Here is a 16,364-nt window from a genome sequence, read left to right on the forward strand (position 1 = left end):
AGTAGACTGGTTACATTCAACAGGCCGGATTCCTCGACCGCAGGGAGAACGGATGGCTCAGGTACGCAGCGTCATCATCGGCACGGGCAGCTGCCTTCCCCTGCGCCACGTCCCGAATGACGCGTTTCTGGAGCATGCCTTCTTCGAGGGTGAAGGGCAGCCCTATCCCGCCGGGGAGACGGCGCGGATGGTGGCGAAGTTCCAGGAGATCACTGAGATCGCCGAGCGGCGCTACGCCTCGGAGGATCGGGTCGCCTCGGATCTGGCCCTCGAGGCCGCGAAGCAGGCCCTGGCCGCGGCCGCCATCGACCCGGAGACCCTGGATTACGTGATCGTGGCCCACAACTTCGGCGACGTGACCGCGGGCAGCCGGCAGTCCGATCTCGTCCCCACCCTGGCCGCGCGGGTCAAGGCGAGGCTGCGCATCGCCAACCCCTTCTGCGTAGCCTACGACCTGCCCTTCGGCTGCCCCGGCTGGGTCCAGGCCGTGATCCAGGCCGACTACTTCCTGCGCTCAGGGGACGCGAAGCGCGCCCTGGTGATCGGCGCCGAGACCCTCTCCCGCGTGTCCGATCCATGCGACCGCGACAGCCTGATCTATGCGGATGGCGCCGGGGCCGTGGTGCTGGAGGCCCAGGCCCACGACGAGCCCGTGGGCATCCTAGCGCACGCCACGAGGACCGACACCCTCGACCACGGCGGGCTGTTGCGGATGGGCCGCTCCTTCGACCTGGACCGCGGCGATGGCCAGCTCTACATCAAGATGCAGGGGCGGAAGCTCTACGAGTACGCGATCGCCACCGTGCCGGGTCTGGTGCGCCTGAGCCTCGAGCGGGCGGGCCTCTCCCTGGAGCACGTGGACAAAGTGCTGATCCACCAGGCCAACGGGAAGATGGACGAGGCCATCCTCAAGCGGCTCTTCCGGCTCTACGGCATCGCGGAGCTACCGAAGGGGATCATGCCCATGACAGTCTCCTGGCTGGGCAACAGCTCCGTGGCCACCGTGCCCACCCTCCTCGACCTGGTGGTGAGGGGCCAGCTGGAGGGCCACACCCTGCACAGCGGCGACCATGTGGTGTTCGCCTCCGTGGGCGCCGGCATGAGCATCAATTCTGTGGTCTATCGGTGGCCGTGATTCATCCCGGTGCAGGAGGCTTCATTGCGGCGATCTTTCCGCGGTCAGGATTCTCCTTGATCCAGATCTGGTAGCCTGGCCCGCATGGCCAATGCGGTGCTGACGACTTCGGTCGGATCGATCTATGACGATCTCCCCGAGTTCCGCTATCACTTCCCCAGGACCTACCTGAACCAGGTACAGGCTGCGGTGGGTGACTGGGTGGTGTATTACGAGCCGAGGCGCAGCCATGGTGGTGGCCGTCAGGCCTATTTCGCGATGGCACGTGTGCTTCGGGTGGAACCAGATCCAAATCTTCGAGACCATTTCTACGCGTACATGGATGGCTATCTGGAATTCGAACAGCCTGTCGGCTTCCAGGGAGCGGGGAGATACTGGGAATCCACACTCCAGAAATCGGACGGAACCACGAATAGAGGGGCTTTTGGGCGGGCGGTCCGGCTGCTGCCGGAGGCCGAATTCGAGGCCATTGTTCAGGCGGGCTATCAGCGGAACCTCGAACCTTGGGAGGCTATGGATGTGGCTCTGGCCCAAGGCGTTGCTGAAGAGACTTTCGCCTATGACGCACGTCCGATGGTCGAACAATGGGTGACGCGGCCTTTTCGTGAGGAGGCCTTCCGCCGCAAAGTTCGTGAAGCCTACAAGAACACATGCGCTTTTTCAGGGTTGTGCCTCGTCAACGGCGGCGGCCGGCCAGAAGTCCAGGCCGCGCACATCCGTCCTGTGGCCTCCAGTGGGCCTGATTCTGTGCGCAACGGCCTGGCGCTGACGGGCACCCTTCATTGGCTTTTCGATCGGGGGTTGCTGGCTGTGGGGGAGGACCTTGAAATCCTGGTTTCGCCCCAAGGCGTTCCCGATGGTCTCAGTCGGCTGTTGCGACCCGACCGGCGCCTGGTTGTTCCCGACGCTCCAGACTCACGCCCCCACGCGGTATTTCTCGCCTGGCATCGGGAGAATGTATTTAAGGGTTGAAGATGCCGGACGAATCGCGGAGTGACGCACATTGAGGAAGAGAGTGTGCGAGACAAGCAAAAGGCCCGGGAAACCGGGCCTAAGTGCTTTATTTACTGGTAGGGCTAACGGGATTTGAACCCGTGTTACCGCCGTGAAAGGGCGGTGTCCTGACCCCTAGACGATAGCCCCATGGGGTGGAACTTGGTGGGCCCTGCGGGATTTGAACCCGCGGCCAACGGCTTAAAAGGCCGCTGCTCTACCGCTGAGCTAAGGGCCCTTGCCGGTGGTTCCAGGCCCGCGTGCCCTCGAGCGCGCGGTGCACGCGAGCGTGCGATGCCTGAATGGGCAGGACGACCAGTGTGCCCGTGATAGAGCCCAGGGTCAAGCCAGCAGCGGCTCCAGGAAGGTCCCGGGATAGACGCAGCCCTCCTGGCGATCGGGGCCGGTGCTGAGGTAGGCGATGGGCACTTCGACGCTCTCGACCAGGGCCTCGAGGTAGGCGTGGGCCTCGGCGGGAAGCTCGCCGTGCCTGGTGATGCCCCGGGTGCTGGCCCAGCCCTTGAAGTACTTCACCTCGGGCTTCAGCTCCTTCCAGTCGGCGGCGCAGCTGGGGAGCTTGGTGGTGACGGTGCCTTCGCCGGTGCGGTAGCCCACGATGAGGCCCACCTCGTCCAGGCCGTCCAGGACGTCCAGCTTCATGATGGCCAGGCCATCCACGCCGTTGGTGCGGCAGGCGTGGGCGGTGATGGGGGCGTCGAACCAGCCGCAGCGGCGGGGCCGGCCGGTGGTGGTGCCGAACTCCTTGCCCACCTGGCGCAGGCGCTCGCCGGTGGCGTCGTGCATCTCGGCGGGGAAGGGGCCGGAGCCGACGCGGGTGGTGTAGGCCTTGGCGATGCCGAGGATCTTGTCGAGGGCCTTGGGGGACAGGCCGGTGCCGGTGAAGAGGCCGCCCAGGCTGCAGTTGCTGGAGGTGACGAAGGGGTAGGTGCCGTGGTCGATGTCGAGCAGGGCGGCCTGGGCGCCCTCGAAGAGGATGCGGTCGCCGCGCTCCCAGGCGGTCACGAGATGGCTCTGGGTGTCGCCGATGAAGGGCAGGAGCGGCTTGGCCGTGCGGAGCAGGCCTTCGACGATGGCATCCAGGGTGGGCAGGTCGGCGGCCCCGGCGCCCAGGCGCAGGCGGACCTCCTCGTAGCCGTGGCCGATGCGCTCGGCCAGGGTGTCGGGATGGAGCAGGTCGCCCAGGCGTACGCCCATGCGGCCGGCCTTCATCTCGTAGGCGGGGCCGATGCCGCGGCCCGTGGTGCCGATCTTGTTGGCGCCCCCCTCGCGCCAGAGGTCGAGCGCGATGTGGTGGGGCAGGATGATGTGGGCCCGGTCGGACAGCATCAGCCGGCCGGTCAGGTCGAAACCGCGGGTTTTCAGGCGATCCAGCTCCTGCTGGAAGACCTCGAGGTTGAGGACGACGCCGTTGCCCACCACCAGGAAGCAGCCGGGATGGAGGGCGCCGCTGGGCACCTGATGCAGTGCGATGCTCTGGCCGTCGACCACGACGGTGTGGCCGGCGTTGTTGCCGCCCTGGAAACGCACCACCTGATGGAAGTGCGGGCTGAGGAGGTCCACGACCTTGCCCTTGCCCTCGTCCCCCCACTGGAGCCCCAGGATCGCCAGATTGGTCCTAACCAGGCTCATGTCGCCCTCCCAGCCCTCCAGTCTACCGTTCCGACAGGGTTCTGTCCCGGGTGGAGGCTGCCTTCCGGCCCGGCTCCGGGCTCGGTTCTGTCCCAGCCGGGCCGGGACAACCCGGGGGGAAGGCGCTACCCTGGTAGGCCTCCCTGGAACCATCCCGGCCCCGGGGTCATCCAATCATCCGCAAGGATGATCTGCAGCTAACCCGAAAGGGTGTCCCGTGTTCGAAAAATTCACCGAAAAAGCGCGCCGTGTGATGTTCTTCGCCCGCTATGAGGCGAGCCAGTTCGGTGCCGAGAGCATCCAGAGCGGCCACCTCCTGCTGGGGCTGCTCCGGGAGTCGGAAAAGACCAGCACCCAGCTGCTCGAGCGCATGGGCGTGCAGGTGAGCGCCCTGCGGGAGCGCCTGGTGGCGGCCCTGACCCCCAAGGACAAGAAGATCACCCCCAGCAGCACCAGCATCGACATCCCCATGGAGGAGGAGGTCAAGCGCATCCTCCAGCACGCCACGGCGGAGAGCGCCAAGCTCAACCACAAGCACGTGGGGGCCGAGCACCTGCTGCTGGGCATGCTGCGGGAGGAGGGCTGCCTGGCCGGGCGGCTCCTGACAGAGGCGGGTGCCGACCTGATCGCCGCCAAGGAGATCCTGCTGGAGAGCAGCAAGGAAGAGAAGATCGCGAAGAAGAAGAAGGAGCACCCGCTCCTCTCCGAGTTCGCCCGCAACCTGTCGGAGATGGCCGAGCGCGGCATCTTCGACAACCTCATCGGCCGCGAGTCGGAGGTCGAGCGCATCATCCAGATCCTCAGCCGGCGCCGGAAGAACAACCCGATCCTGCTGGGCGAGGCGGGCGTGGGCAAGACGGCCATCGTGGAGGGCCTGGCCCAGAAGATCTACGAAGGCGTGGTGCCTCCCAGCCTGGCGGACAAGCGCATCTACGCGCTGGACCTCAGCCTGGTGGTGGCCGGCACCAAGTACCGCGGCCAGTTCGAGGAGCGGCTGAAGTCCATCATCGCCGAGGCCAGCAAGGATCCCAGCGTGGTGCTCTTCATTGACGAGATCCACAGCCTCATCGGCACGGGCGCCGCGGAGGGCAGCCTGGACGCCGCGAACATCCTCAAGCCGGCCCTCAGCCGGGGCGAGATCCAGTGCATCGGCGCCACCACGCACAAGGAATACGCCAAGTACATCGACAAGGACCGCAGCCTGGTGCGGCGCTTCCAGCCGGTGACGGTGAACCCCCCGGACGAGGCGGAGAGCCTGCGCATCATCGAGGGCATCCGCAGCCGCTACGAGCTGTTCCACCGGGTGCGCTACGCCGCCAAGACCATGGAGGCCTCGGTCTACCTGTCCAACCGCTACATCACGGACCGCTTCCTGCCCGACAAGGCCATCGACCTGCTGGACGAGGCCGGGGCGCGGGTGAAGCTGCGGGTGGGGCCCGGCGGCTCGGACACCGAGGGCCAGTCCCACGAGGAGGAGCTGCACCGGGTCATCAACGAGATGAACGAGGCGGTCCTCAGTCGCGATTTTGAAAAGGCCGTCCTGCTCCGGCAGCGGGAGCTGCAGCTCCGCGACGAGCTCCAGAAGGATCGCGGCGAGCTGACGGACGAGGACTATGCCCGCTTCCCCGAGGTGACCGAGCGGGACATCGAGGACGTGGTGGCCAGCTGGACCGGCATTCCCGTGACGGCCCTCAAGGGCGACGAGAAGGCCAACCTGGTGAACATGGAGCCCCGCATCAACGAGCGGGTCATCGGCCAGCCCGAGGCGGTGAGCGCCGTGGTGCGCGCCGTGCGCCGGGCCCGCACGGGCCTCAAGAACCCGAACCGGCCCATGGGCTCGTTCCTCTTCCTGGGCCCCACGGGCGTGGGCAAGACGGAGCTGGCCAAGACCCTGGCGGCCTTCCTCTTCGGCGACGTCAAGAAGATGATCCGCTTCGACATGTCCGAATACATGGAGAAGCACGAGGTCTCCAAGCTGCTCGGGGCCCCTCCGGGGTACGTGGGCTACGAGGAGGGCGGCATGCTCACGGACCGCATCCGGCGGAACCCGTACTGCGTCCTGCTCTTCGACGAGATCGAGAAGGCCCACCCTGACCTGATCAACATCCTGCTGTCGATCTTTGACGACGGTCAGGCTTCGGACGCTTTCGGGAACCTGGTGGACTTCAAGAACACCATCATCATCATGACGTCCAATGTGGGCAGCCGGGAGCTGCTGGCGGAGAAGGGGCTCGGCTTCGTCGAGCAGGACGCCCGTCCCGACGCGAAGTCCAGCGACGCCATGAAGGTCCTCAAGCGGACCTTCCCGCCCGAGTTCCTCAACCGCATCGACGAGATCGTGGTGTTCAACCGCCTGGGCGACGAGGAGCTGCGCAAGATCGTCCGCCTGCTGGTGGAGGACCTCAACGTCACCCTCCTGAAGCACAAGCTCTCCGTGTCCCTCACGGATGCCGCCTGCGATTGGCTGGTGAAGACCACCCTGCGGGACCGCGCCTACGGCGCCCGGCCGCTGCGGCGGGCCATCCAGAAGCAGGTGGAGGATCCCCTCGCCGAGCTCATGGTGGGCCAGGACACGGTGCCCTCGGGTCTCGTGAAGTTCGATCTGGTGGACGAGAAGCTGGTCCCCACCCTGTCTGATTCCGGAGACGTGGCCGCTGGCCAGGAAACCCATCTGGTCGGAGCGCCTGAATGACGCAGCGGAACATGGTTTGGAACCGGGTCCAGCCCCGGTGGTGGAAGGGCGTGCTGCCCCTGACCCTCGTAGTCCTGGCGGCGGGCTTCGCACTTCCGCTGGCGGCGCAGGACATCGAGCCCATCGTCAAGATCGAGGTGGTGGGGGCCCAGAAGCAGACGGCCGAGACGGTGATCTTCAAGTCGGGTGTGCATGTGGGCGACGATCTCCGGAACGTCGATCTCAGCGGCGTGATGAGCAGGCTCTGGGCCAGCGGCGGCTTCGATGACATCAAGCTGGAGCTCGAGGATGCCCCGGGCGGCAAGAAGCTGGTCATCCGCATCAAGGAGCGGCCCCTCATCAAGGAGATCGACTACCGCGGCGGCACCGAGGTGGGCATCACCAACATCAAGGACAAGGTGAAGGAGAAGAAGCTCACCATCAACCCGGACACGATCTACGATCCCGAGGCGGCCCGGAAGATCAAGAACCTGATCGTGGACCAGGCCGGCGAGAAGGGCTTCCGGAACCCGGTGGTGGACATCACGCTCGAGCCCATGGGCCCCGGCGTGGCGCGCCTGGTCTTCGAGGTGAAGGAAGGCGGCAAGGCGAAGATCTACAAGGTCGAGTTCCGGGGCAATAAGGTGTTTTCCAGCTCCCAGCTGCGCAGCGTCATGAAGAAGACGCGCAACCACTGGATGTTCAGCTGGCTCACCACCCACGACCTGCTGGTGGACAAGAACCTGGAAGAGGATCTGGAGAACCTCAAGAAGGCCTACTGGAAGCTGGGCTACAAGGATGTCTTCGTGGGCAAGCCGGTCATCGAGGTGGAGGACCGGACCACGGCCAAGCAGAAGAAGAAGAACGAGAAGCGCATCAAGGAGGCGAAGTCGCCCAAGTACGACCTCCGCGCCACCCTCACCATCCCCGTGCTCGAGGGGCAGCAGTACTTCGAGGGCACCTTCAAGGCCGAGGGCGGCAAGCTCTTCCGCGAGACCTACTACCCGATGAAGTACGCGGAGGTGAAGCGGGACAACCACTCCATCCTCAAGAAGTTCTTCAACATCCGGCCCTCCCTGGAGACCCCCAAGGCCGGCGCCAAGCCCGTGCCCTTCGACCTGGATGCGGTGAACCAGACCGTGGACAAGATCAAGGAGGCCTACAGCAACCAGGCCTACATCATGTTCCGCGCGGAGAAGAAGTTCGAGATCCGCGAAGAGGACGGCGTCAAGAAGGTGGACACCACCCTGAAGCTGGACGAGGGCGAGCCCTACACGGTCCGCCGCATCGAGTTCGAGGGCAACCTCACCACCAAGGACAAGGTGCTGCGCCGCAGCATGATGCTGAAGGAGGGCGACCCCTTCCGCATGGATATCTTCAAGGACTCCCTGCTGGGCATCAGCCAGCTGAGCTTCTTCGACGTGAAGACTTCCGAACCCAAGGTGGACCTGGTGCCGGATAAGCCCCAGGTGGATGTGGTGGTGCGCGGTGAGGAGGCCGGCGTCAACGAGCTGCTCTTCCAGGGTGGCTACGGCTCGCTGTTCGGTTTCTCCCTGGGCGTGAGCTTCTCCACTCGCAACCTCGGCGGCGGCGGCGAGACCCTGTCCATGAGCTACAACGGCGGCAAGTTCTCCAAGAACGTCTCCGTGGGGTTCACCGAGCCCTTCGTGTTCGACCTGCCCTACTCCTTCTCCACCTCCGTCTCGAACGGATCGGCAGACTACGACGCCTCCCGCGTAGGTGTTGCGAACGCCTACAAGCAGTTCACCCGCAGCCTCGGCCTGTCCGTGGGCGCGCGCCTGAGCAACTGGTTCCCCAACCAGCCCTGGGCCTTCTTCACCACCTATTCCACGGGCTACAGCTTCCGCCTGATCCGCATCGAGGGCGGCCGCAACTACTACTTCCGGGACCTGAGCAATCAGCTCACCTCCACCTTCAGTCAGAGCCTGGCTTACAGCACCGTGAACCACCAGTTCAAGCCCACCCAGGGCACCCGGGTGTCCTTCGGCCTGGAGTACGGCGGCTGGCAGTTCGGCGGCGACAAGCCCTTCCTGAGGGCCACCTGGGACTTCGCCAAGTTCACCAATCTGGCGGAGCGGCACATCTTCGCCATGAACCTCAGCTACGGCTACCTCCAGAACATGGGCCGCGAGGAGCTGCCGCTCTACGACCTCTACCGGCCCGGCGGCGAGAACAGCATCCGCGGCTATCGCTATGGCCAGGTGGGCTCCGTGCTCCTGGACAACAACGGCCAGCCGGTTGTGGTGGGGGGCAACAAGCAGTTCATCGCCAACCTGGAGTACCAATTCATGATTGCCGACCAATTCCGGCTCGTATTCTTCTACGACGCGGGTAACGCGTGGGGCAGCGGCACCAAGGTCTTCAGCCGCGACATGGTCCCCTACAAGGACGCCGCAAATAACCAGTATTCTTACAAGAGCCCGTCCCTCGTAAGGTCCATGGGCCTGGAGTTCCGGTTCTTCCTGCCCATCAGCCCGGCCCCCCTGCGCCTGATCTGGTCGCGGAAGCTGAACCCCTATCCCTTCGACTTGGAGGGGCAGAACGACTTCCAGTTCTCCATCGGCACCACTTTCTGATGAGTGGGGGCCGGGTCCCCCACGCTACAATGAGCCTTTCCCCCTGGAGCCTTCCCATGCGTCTGCTTGCCCCGTCCCTGGCCGCCCTCTGCCTGTCCGCCGCCCTCGCCGTGCCCGCCGCGGCCCAGGAGGCGCCCCGCTTCGCCTTCTTCAGCATCAACCAGCTGGTCCGCAGCTCCAAGAAGGCCGGCGCCATCTTCTCCGAGCTGGAGATCACCGGCAAGAACCTGCAGGAGAAGCTCCAGGCCAAGGGCCAGGAACTGCAGACCCTGCAGCAGCAGCTGAACTCCCCCAGCATCGACCCCGAGAAGAAGGAGGCCCTGGCCAAGAAGTTCCGGGACCTGGAGTTCGAGGCCAAGAAGATGCAGGAGGACAGCCAGGCCGAGTACCAGCGCGTGGAGAAGAAGGTCGGCGAGGCCATCACCAAGCTGGCCGGCCCCATCGTCGAACAGCTGGCCAAGGAGCAGAAGCTCCAGATGGTCTTCTCCGATCAGTCCGTGCAGATCCTCTCCTGGGCCGACGCGGAGTGGATGAAGGGCTTCACCGCCGAAGTGGCCAAGCGCCTGGACGCCAGCGAGGGCGCTGCCGCTCCCGCGCCCAAACCCGCCGCGCCCAAGCCCGCCCCCAAGAAGTAGTCAGCCCCATCGCCTGACGAGATGACCGCCGCGCGACGGCTGCTCCTGCTACTCACCGGGATCAACCTGGTGAACTACCTGGATCGGTACGTCATCGCGGCGATCCTCGATCCGCTGGGGAAGGAGCTCCGCCTCTCGGACGCCCAGCTGGGGCGGCTGACCCTGGTGTTCCTCCTGGTCTACATGTGCGCGGCGCCCCTCTTCGGGTATCTGGCGGACCGCCTCCACCGTCCCCGGCTGGTGGCGGCGGGCGTGGCTCTGTGGAGCCTGGCCACGATGGGCGCGGCCCTCGTCCACAGCTATCCGGCCCTGCTGGTGACCCGGTCCCTGGTGGGCGTGGGGGAGGCCGCCTACGCGACCCTCGGCCCCGCCATGCTGGCGGACGGGTTCGCGGAATCGGACCGGGCGAAGTCCTTCACCTGGTTCTACCTGGCCATTCCCGTCGGCAGCGCCCTGGGGTACGGCCTGGGCGGCCTGGTGGCCGGGGCCTGGGGCTGGCGGGCCTCCTTCCTGGTGGCGGGCCTCCCGGGGCTGGCCCTGGCCCTCTGGATGGCCTTCCAGGTGGACCCGGAGCGCGGGGCGATGGACGGCGTCCGCGACCTGGGCGTGGGCGAGTCCTTCCGGACGCGGCTGGGGCACATCTTCCTCAACCGGGTCTGGCTGGCCTGCACCGCCAGCTACGTCGCCTACACCTTCGCCATGGGGGCGCTCAGCCTGTGGGGGCCCACCCTCCTGCAGCGCCGCTTCGACGTGAGCACGGCCCGGGCGGGGCTGGCCTTCGGCGGCCTGGCGGCAGTCACGGGCCTCGTCGGAACGTTCCTGGGCGGGTGGCTCACGGACCGGTGGCAGAAGCGCAGGCCGGATGCCGGTGCCTGGATCTCCGGGATCTCCCTGCTGGCCGCCGCCCCGGTGGTGGTCTGGGCGCTCGGCGCCCGCAGCCTGGGCGCGGTCTATCTGGCCTTCTTCCTGGGCATGCTCCTGCTCTTCGTGAACACCAGCCCGGTGAACGCCATGACGGTCAGCTCGCTGCCCGCTTCGGTGCGCGCCACGGGGGTCGGGCTGAATGTCTTCCTGATCCACCTGATGGGGGACGCCATCAGCCCGGAGCTGGTGGGTCGCCGGGCGGATGCGCTCCACGCGGCGGGGCTGTCGGGCGGGGACGCCCTGGCCCGGGCCCTGGTCCTGGTGCTGCCGGCCATCGTCCTCAGCGGCGCGGCCCTCTGGTGGGCCCGGCACCAGCCGGCGCAGGACTGACATGGCCGGCAGCAAGGTCGCCCGCCTGCTGGGCCGGATCTGGTTTCGCGCCCTGCGGCGGGAAGGTCCGCCCCTGCCGCCGGGGCCCTGCCTGATCCTGCTGAACCATCCGAACGGCCTGCTGGATCCCCTCGCGGCCGCGGCCCTGCTGGACCGGCGCGCCGGCTGGCTCGCCAAGGCCACGCTCTGGAAGCTCGCCCCCCTCCGCCCCTTCCTGGCGGCCTTCCGGGCCATCCCCGTGACCCGGCCCAAGGACGGCGGCGCCACGCCGGAGTCCATCCAGCAGTGCTTCCGGAAGGTCCACGAGGTGCTGGCCCGGGGCGGGTCCGTGGCCATGTTCCCCGAGGGCGTGAGCCACTCGGAGGCGGACCTGGCCCCCCTCAAGACCGGGGCCGCCCGAATGGCCCTCTCCAGCCCCGTGCCCCTGTCGCTGGTGCCGGCGGGCCTGGTCTACGGGGACCGGGCCACCTTCCGCCACAGCGCCCTCCTGCGGCTGGGCGAGCCGGTGCCCTGGGAGGACCTCGCCGCCCAGGGCGCGGAGCCCGAGGCCGTCGCCGAGCTGACGGTGCGCATCCGGGCGGCCCTGCAACCTCTCACTCTGCATGACGCCGAAGCGCGCGTGCTGGCCCTGGCCCAGGACGTGGCCTGGCTCCTGGCGGAGGCCCCTGGCAGCCGCGTGGACCTGGAGGCCCTGCGCCGCCGCGTGCGGGCCCTGGTGCCGCATCTCGCCGCGCTGCCCGGGGGGGAACGGGCGGCCCTGGAGGCCCGGGTGCGGGAGGCCCAGACCTGGCTCCGGGCCAAGGGTCTCCGGCCCGACCAGGTGGGCTATCCCTATCCGGGGGCGGAGATCCGCCACTGGCTGCCGGGCGCGGCCCTGCGCCTGGGGCTGGCGGTCCTGCTGCTGCCCCTGGCGTTGCTCTTCTGGCCCTCGTACCGCCTGGTGGACTGGGCGGCCGGGCGCTTCACCGATGAGGGCGACCAGGCCGCCACCCTGAAGCTGCTGGGTGGCCTGCTGCTGCATCCGCTCTGGGCCGTCCTCCTGGCGGTCCTCTCCGGCCTGTGCTGGGGTTGGCCCGCCGCCCTGGTCCCGCCCGTGGCCCTGCTCCTCGCGCTGCTGGGGCTGCCGGTGCTGGAACGGGCCAGGGAGGACCTCCAGGCCATCCGGGGGTTCCTGAGGCGCCGGGACCCGGCCGTGCCCGACCTGCTGGAGGCCCGGAAGCAGCTGCTGGCGGCGTTCCCGGAGCTGGGTCAGTAGGCTCAAAACAGAGGCGGGGCCGAAGCCCCGCCTTTAATGACCCGAGGAAGGCTATTCCTTTGTCGGGTAGTTGATGACCAGGCTCTCGGGCCCGTAGGGGCTTGGTAGATGGACGGGAAGCAGTGTATTGGTCTGGATGCTGGGGTAACCATTCGTAGCATCAGCACCATCCGCGACCTTACCCGTCAACACCCAAATTGCAAGTTGCCGTTGGGCTGCAGCTGTGTCCGCGAGAATCGCGCCATCCAGCAGAAGGCCGTGAGAGGCCGGAGAAGTCAGGGTGCCGTACTGCATGATGCCCTGAGTGGGGTGAGAGGATCCGGTTGTGGTTTCCGGCGCCACGGCCGACTTTTTGGTGGTGAAGTCGGCCAGGGTGCTTCCGCCGAAGATGTACTTATTGGCTGGATCAGTGGTATCCGTGGTCCTGAGGACGTGTGTGAATCCGACGCTGGGATCCGCGCCGAACTGGGGCTTGCGTCCTGCGAGGGCATTCACGAAGTAATTGCCACAGGCATTCTGGATGACAGTATCGCCGATCGCTTCCTGGATCAGGATGCGACCGTTCCCCAGGCGGGAGGCAGAAGTAAGGGAGGTCGGAGTCGCCATGGTGGCGGGGTCGATGGGGTCGGCCACTGCCTGGGCCAGGGCGAAGAACTGGAAGAAGGCCGTGCTATTGGTCGGCACTTTGGCTAGGGCGAGGCCACCAGCCACGGTGGTAGCGAAGGAGGGGCTTTCCTTCAAGATCCAAGCGAGCCGTCCACCAGGAACACTGAGAAGCCCTTTGGGGTTGTTACCGCCGGTCTGGCTGCTGTTACCGGCCAGGAAGTAGGTACCGGTGATGCTGCCGAGGCTCTGGCCGATAAACTGGGTGGCACCGGCGGAAGCACTTGTCGGGGCGGTGTTGTTGAGGGTTTTGCCGGCGGCTGCCATGGCAGCCTGGAGGCTCGTGGTATCCGCCGCAGGCTGGATGAGAACCCTCTGAAGGCGCCAAAGGTTGAAGGCGCTGGTCTGCACGTTGGTGCGCGCGGTCAGGATAGAAGGCAGCATGAAGAAGTTGCTGGCCCACTCGGCCTGGGGACGACCATTGCCGCCGCCCGTGGTGATTCCGGTCGGTGTGAGGCTTCCCGGCCCACCCGGGAATCCGTGAACGGCCTGGTCGATGGAAACCACAGCGAAGCCAGCGGTGCAGAGCGTATTGGCAACGGGAAGCACGTCTTCCTTTGAGCGACCGATCCCATGCATGAAGATCGCGACAGGGAAGCCGCCAGCAGGAGCGTTCCCAGCGGGTGTGATGATGACGAAGGGTACGGTGCGGGTCTTATGGTAGAAACCACGCAAAACACCAGAAGGGTTTCTTGTGGCGCGGAGGAGGCCGGTTCCAGGAGTAGTACTGGTGCCAGGGTTGTAGATGGCTGGGGTGGTGCCAAAGACCGTGTCCATGTTGCCGCTGATGCTGGGATTGGCGTGGGCGTAATAGGGATCCATCTGGAAGTCGGCGCCCTCGAAAGAACCCCAGGCCACCTGGCCAACACTGCTGTGGGGAATGTACTTGAGATGCCCTGGATTATTGGCGTCAGCGGTGCGGAAGATGGATCCGATGGAGCCAGAGCCCGTGACTTCCGCATCCGCAGAGGCTGCGTCGGGAACAGCATTGGTGCCGACCACAGCGAAATTGCTCACCGAGTTGGACCAGGCTCGGCTTTCACTGGTGCTGAAATCCACTAGGTTTAAGCCAGGAGCAGCGGCATTGGGAACGGCGGCATTATTGGCATAGGCCCAGAGAGACATTTCCACCGGAATGCGCACTGCGGCAAGGGCAGGTGTGGCATTGAGAGGATCGGTCGGAATGTAACCAGCTCCTGTGGTGATGAAGCGGCCCATCAGCGCGATGTCGCTGCGACTTGTAACTGTGGTGGTGGTGTGGGCTGTAATGAGGTCATCCATGACCTTTTTGTAGCCCGACAACTGAATATTGGTGGTGCTGCCTGTGACCATGGCGTTGGCCCGGATGGGTTCCAACTTGCCGAAGGCCCCGGAGAGGGGGGTGACGGACTTCAGAGCCTCGAAATAGGGCGAAGCCGAGATTGGCTTTCCGGCCGAATCCAGCACGCGGTTGGTGACAACGTAGAGATAGCGGGTTCCTGGAAGAAGGGGCAGCTTTGGCATGGCATAGACGCCCCAGGCATTTGCATTGGTGACCGTGACACCATTTGCTGCATAGGTTGGGGCGGCGAAACTCGTGAAGGTGAATTGTCCAGATATATCAGTGAATGTAAGTGCATTATTTTCTGTGCTTGCGGGGTCGCTTGTATTGTCTGGGGTGATCTTGAAGACCTTGATGTTGCCATCCACCGTGCTGGTGTTGAACGGCGTGCTGAAGGCGATAAAGATCGGGGCATTCAGGCCAGAGACAGCATGGGTTCCGCCCACTTCTGCGAAGTTCACATAAGCCAGGGCCTTGTCCGGGGTGAGGGGGACCCCCGGGTTGATGTTCAGGTCACCTGCTACTCCCGATGGGGTTGCCGAGTAGGTGAGTTGGCCTGGGGTCCCGTCCACATGAACATACGAGGCGGTCGCCAGGATGTTCGGCAGGGGAACCGCGCCGTTCGCAGGGTCGAACACGGCCGTGGTCGCGCTCGGCATGCTGGCCGGGCCCGTGACGATGGTGGGGGCCTTGGAGTCGCCGCCGCCGCTGCAGGCGAGGAGTGCCAGCAGGGAAGCGCCGAGGACCGCTTGATTCAAGCGTGGAAGCATCGCGTCACCTCATGGGTGGGGTTTGGGAAGGGTTCGAGGATTGGTTTGATGACAATAGGCGGCCCGAAGGGGAATTGCCACACAAAAGGCGAGGCCCCCGGAGGGGCCCCAGCCTTACTTTGGGTAGGACTATCGTAGATCAATCGGTGACGGCAAAGACGACCTTGTCGTTCTTGAAGCGGCTCACGGTGATGAGCTCGATGGTGGCCGTCTGCTTGTCGGCGCTGATGGCCAGCTTGTAGTGCTCGTCCTTCAGGTACGAACCGGGCACCACGTTCACTTTGCCGATCTTCTTCAGATTCAGGTCGGAGGCCTTGATGGTGATGGTCTTGGCGGTGCGCAGGTCCAGGCTCTGGGTGAAGACCTCGTCGCGCCAGTTCTTGCCGGCCCGGTCCTTGGCGAAGACGGGGATCTCGATGATGCCCTCGGCCTTCAGGGTGTCGCGGACGCCCACGACGTAGTGCAGCGAGTTGAGCTTGGCCAGCTGGGCGGTGTTGTCGGCCTGGAGCTTGGTGCGCTCCTCGATGAGGTTGGCGCGCTCGGTCTGGAGGCCGGCGATCTCCTCGGTGATCTTCTGCTTCTGGCTCTCGAGGTCGGTGACCTCCTCCTGCAGCTTCTCGTTCTGGGCCACGGCCTCGTCGCGCTCGCCCTCGATCTTCTCGCGCTCCTGGCGCATGAGGTCATTGGGGGTGATCTTGGCCCGGCCCTGGGCAACCCAGGTGCCGTAGGTCCCGTTGGCGTAGAAGTGGTAGACCTCGAAGCCCGGCGCCAGCTTCTCCAGAATGGCCACGCGGCTCACCAGCTTCTTGGCCTCGGCCTCGGGCACGCCCTTCTTCTTGAGGAAGCGCATGGCCATGCCGTAGTGGCTGTCATTGGGCTTGGCCAGGTCGGGCTTCGGCAGGTCCGCCTTCAGCTTGGCGACCTTGGAGTTGAGGTCCTTGATCTCCTTGTCCTTGTCCAGCACTTCCTGGAGCAGGGCCTGGTAGGAGCTGTTCTTCTCGTTCTTGATGCGCTCTTCCAGGGCCTTCTTCTGCTCGTCGGTGAGCTGGAGGGTCTCGGCGTTGGGCTTGATGTCGTTCACGCCGGCCTGGGCCAGCTTCTTCTGCTGCTCCGTGCTGGCCTGGTTCAGCTGCTGGCTGGCCTTGTCGGCCTCGGCGGCCTTCTGGGTCAGCTCCCGGATCTGGGGGTCCTCGCGTTTGCAGGCGGTGGACACCATCAGGATGGACGCGGCCATCAGGGCAAGGGCCAGCGTCGGACGGCGGAAGGCAATCATGGGTTCCTCCACTGAGGGGGCTTGGGATAGGCGCTTCGGAGATGGGGCCATCCCACCTTAGTCCCCCAGGCTAGGGCATGGCAAGGTTTCCCGCGTCATCCAAAAGATGTAGGAGCAGCAAGCTCACGATATACTTTCCGTTTCCCC

General features: G+C 65.7%; 10 protein-coding genes and 2 tRNA genes. 7 read left to right on the plus strand and 5 right to left on the minus strand.

Going from position 1 to position 16,364, the window contains the following annotated elements:
• The first annotated feature begins 52 nt into the window (after positions 1-52).
• Positions 53-1,135, plus strand: a complete 1,083-nt coding sequence (locus tag QSJ30_RS01285) for a 3-oxoacyl-ACP synthase III family protein (protein WP_285605973.1) — start codon at positions 53-55, stop codon at positions 1,133-1,135.
• A gap of 84 nt (positions 1,136-1,219) precedes the next feature.
• Positions 1,220-2,107 (plus strand): HNH endonuclease, encoded by an 888-nt coding sequence (locus QSJ30_RS01290; protein WP_285605974.1) that lies wholly within the window; start codon positions 1,220-1,222, stop codon positions 2,105-2,107.
• Positions 2,108-2,203: 96 nt separating this feature from the next.
• Here QSJ30_RS01290 and QSJ30_RS01295 read toward each other — a convergent pair.
• The 3 genes from QSJ30_RS01295 to QSJ30_RS01305 all read right to left on the minus strand — a co-directional run bounded on the left by QSJ30_RS01295 (position 2,204) and on the right by QSJ30_RS01305 (position 3,778).
• Positions 2,204-2,278, minus strand: a tRNA-Glu gene (locus QSJ30_RS01295).
• Between the two features lie 13 nt (positions 2,279-2,291).
• Positions 2,292-2,366: transfer RNA gene (locus QSJ30_RS01300), tRNA-Lys, on the minus strand.
• A 104-nt stretch (positions 2,367-2,470) separates the two neighbouring features.
• On the minus strand, positions 2,471-3,778 hold the full coding sequence (locus QSJ30_RS01305) for an adenylosuccinate synthase (RefSeq protein ID WP_285605975.1): 1,308 nt from the start codon (positions 3,776-3,778) through the stop codon (positions 2,471-2,473).
• Between the two features lie 217 nt (positions 3,779-3,995).
• On the opposite strand from QSJ30_RS01305, the gene QSJ30_RS01310 reads away from it, so the two are divergent.
• From QSJ30_RS01310 to QSJ30_RS01330, 5 genes are read left to right on the plus strand one after another with little or no spacing between them, the layout of a single operon-like run.
• Complete coding sequence (locus tag QSJ30_RS01310) at positions 3,996-6,470, plus strand: ATP-dependent Clp protease ATP-binding subunit (RefSeq protein WP_285605976.1); 2,475 nt, start codon at positions 3,996-3,998, stop codon at positions 6,468-6,470.
• Entirely contained in the window at positions 6,467-9,046 is a 2,580-nt protein-coding gene (gene bamA / locus QSJ30_RS01315; protein ID WP_285605977.1) for an outer membrane protein assembly factor BamA, read from the plus strand. Before QSJ30_RS01310 ends, bamA begins: the two co-directional genes overlap by 4 nt.
• A gap of 56 nt (positions 9,047-9,102) precedes the next feature.
• Positions 9,103-9,681: an OmpH family outer membrane protein gene (locus QSJ30_RS01320; protein WP_285605978.1), complete on the plus strand. Its 579-nt coding sequence runs from the start codon at positions 9,103-9,105 to the stop codon at positions 9,679-9,681.
• Between the two features lie 21 nt (positions 9,682-9,702).
• Positions 9,703-10,935, plus strand: coding sequence for a spinster family MFS transporter (locus QSJ30_RS01325; protein ID WP_285605979.1), 1,233 nt, complete (start codon positions 9,703-9,705; stop codon positions 10,933-10,935).
• A gap of 1 nt (position 10,936) precedes the next feature.
• Positions 10,937-12,190, plus strand: a complete 1,254-nt coding sequence (locus QSJ30_RS01330; RefSeq protein WP_285605980.1) for a 1-acyl-sn-glycerol-3-phosphate acyltransferase — start codon at positions 10,937-10,939, stop codon at positions 12,188-12,190.
• Positions 12,191-12,241: 51 nt separating this feature from the next.
• Here the strand turns inward: QSJ30_RS01330 and QSJ30_RS01335 are convergent, their stop codons facing one another.
• Positions 12,242-14,944, minus strand: a complete 2,703-nt coding sequence (locus QSJ30_RS01335; protein ID WP_285605981.1) for a hypothetical protein — start codon at positions 14,942-14,944, stop codon at positions 12,242-12,244.
• A 139-nt stretch (positions 14,945-15,083) separates the two neighbouring features.
• Positions 15,084-16,217: a hypothetical protein gene (locus QSJ30_RS01340; RefSeq protein WP_285605982.1), complete on the minus strand. Its 1,134-nt coding sequence runs from the start codon at positions 16,215-16,217 to the stop codon at positions 15,084-15,086.
• Between the last annotated feature and the right edge of the window lie 147 nt (positions 16,218-16,364).

The sequence above is a fragment of the Geothrix edaphica genome, from assembly GCF_030268045.1.
Lineage (GTDB): Bacteria > Acidobacteriota > Holophagae > Holophagales > Holophagaceae > Geothrix > Geothrix edaphica.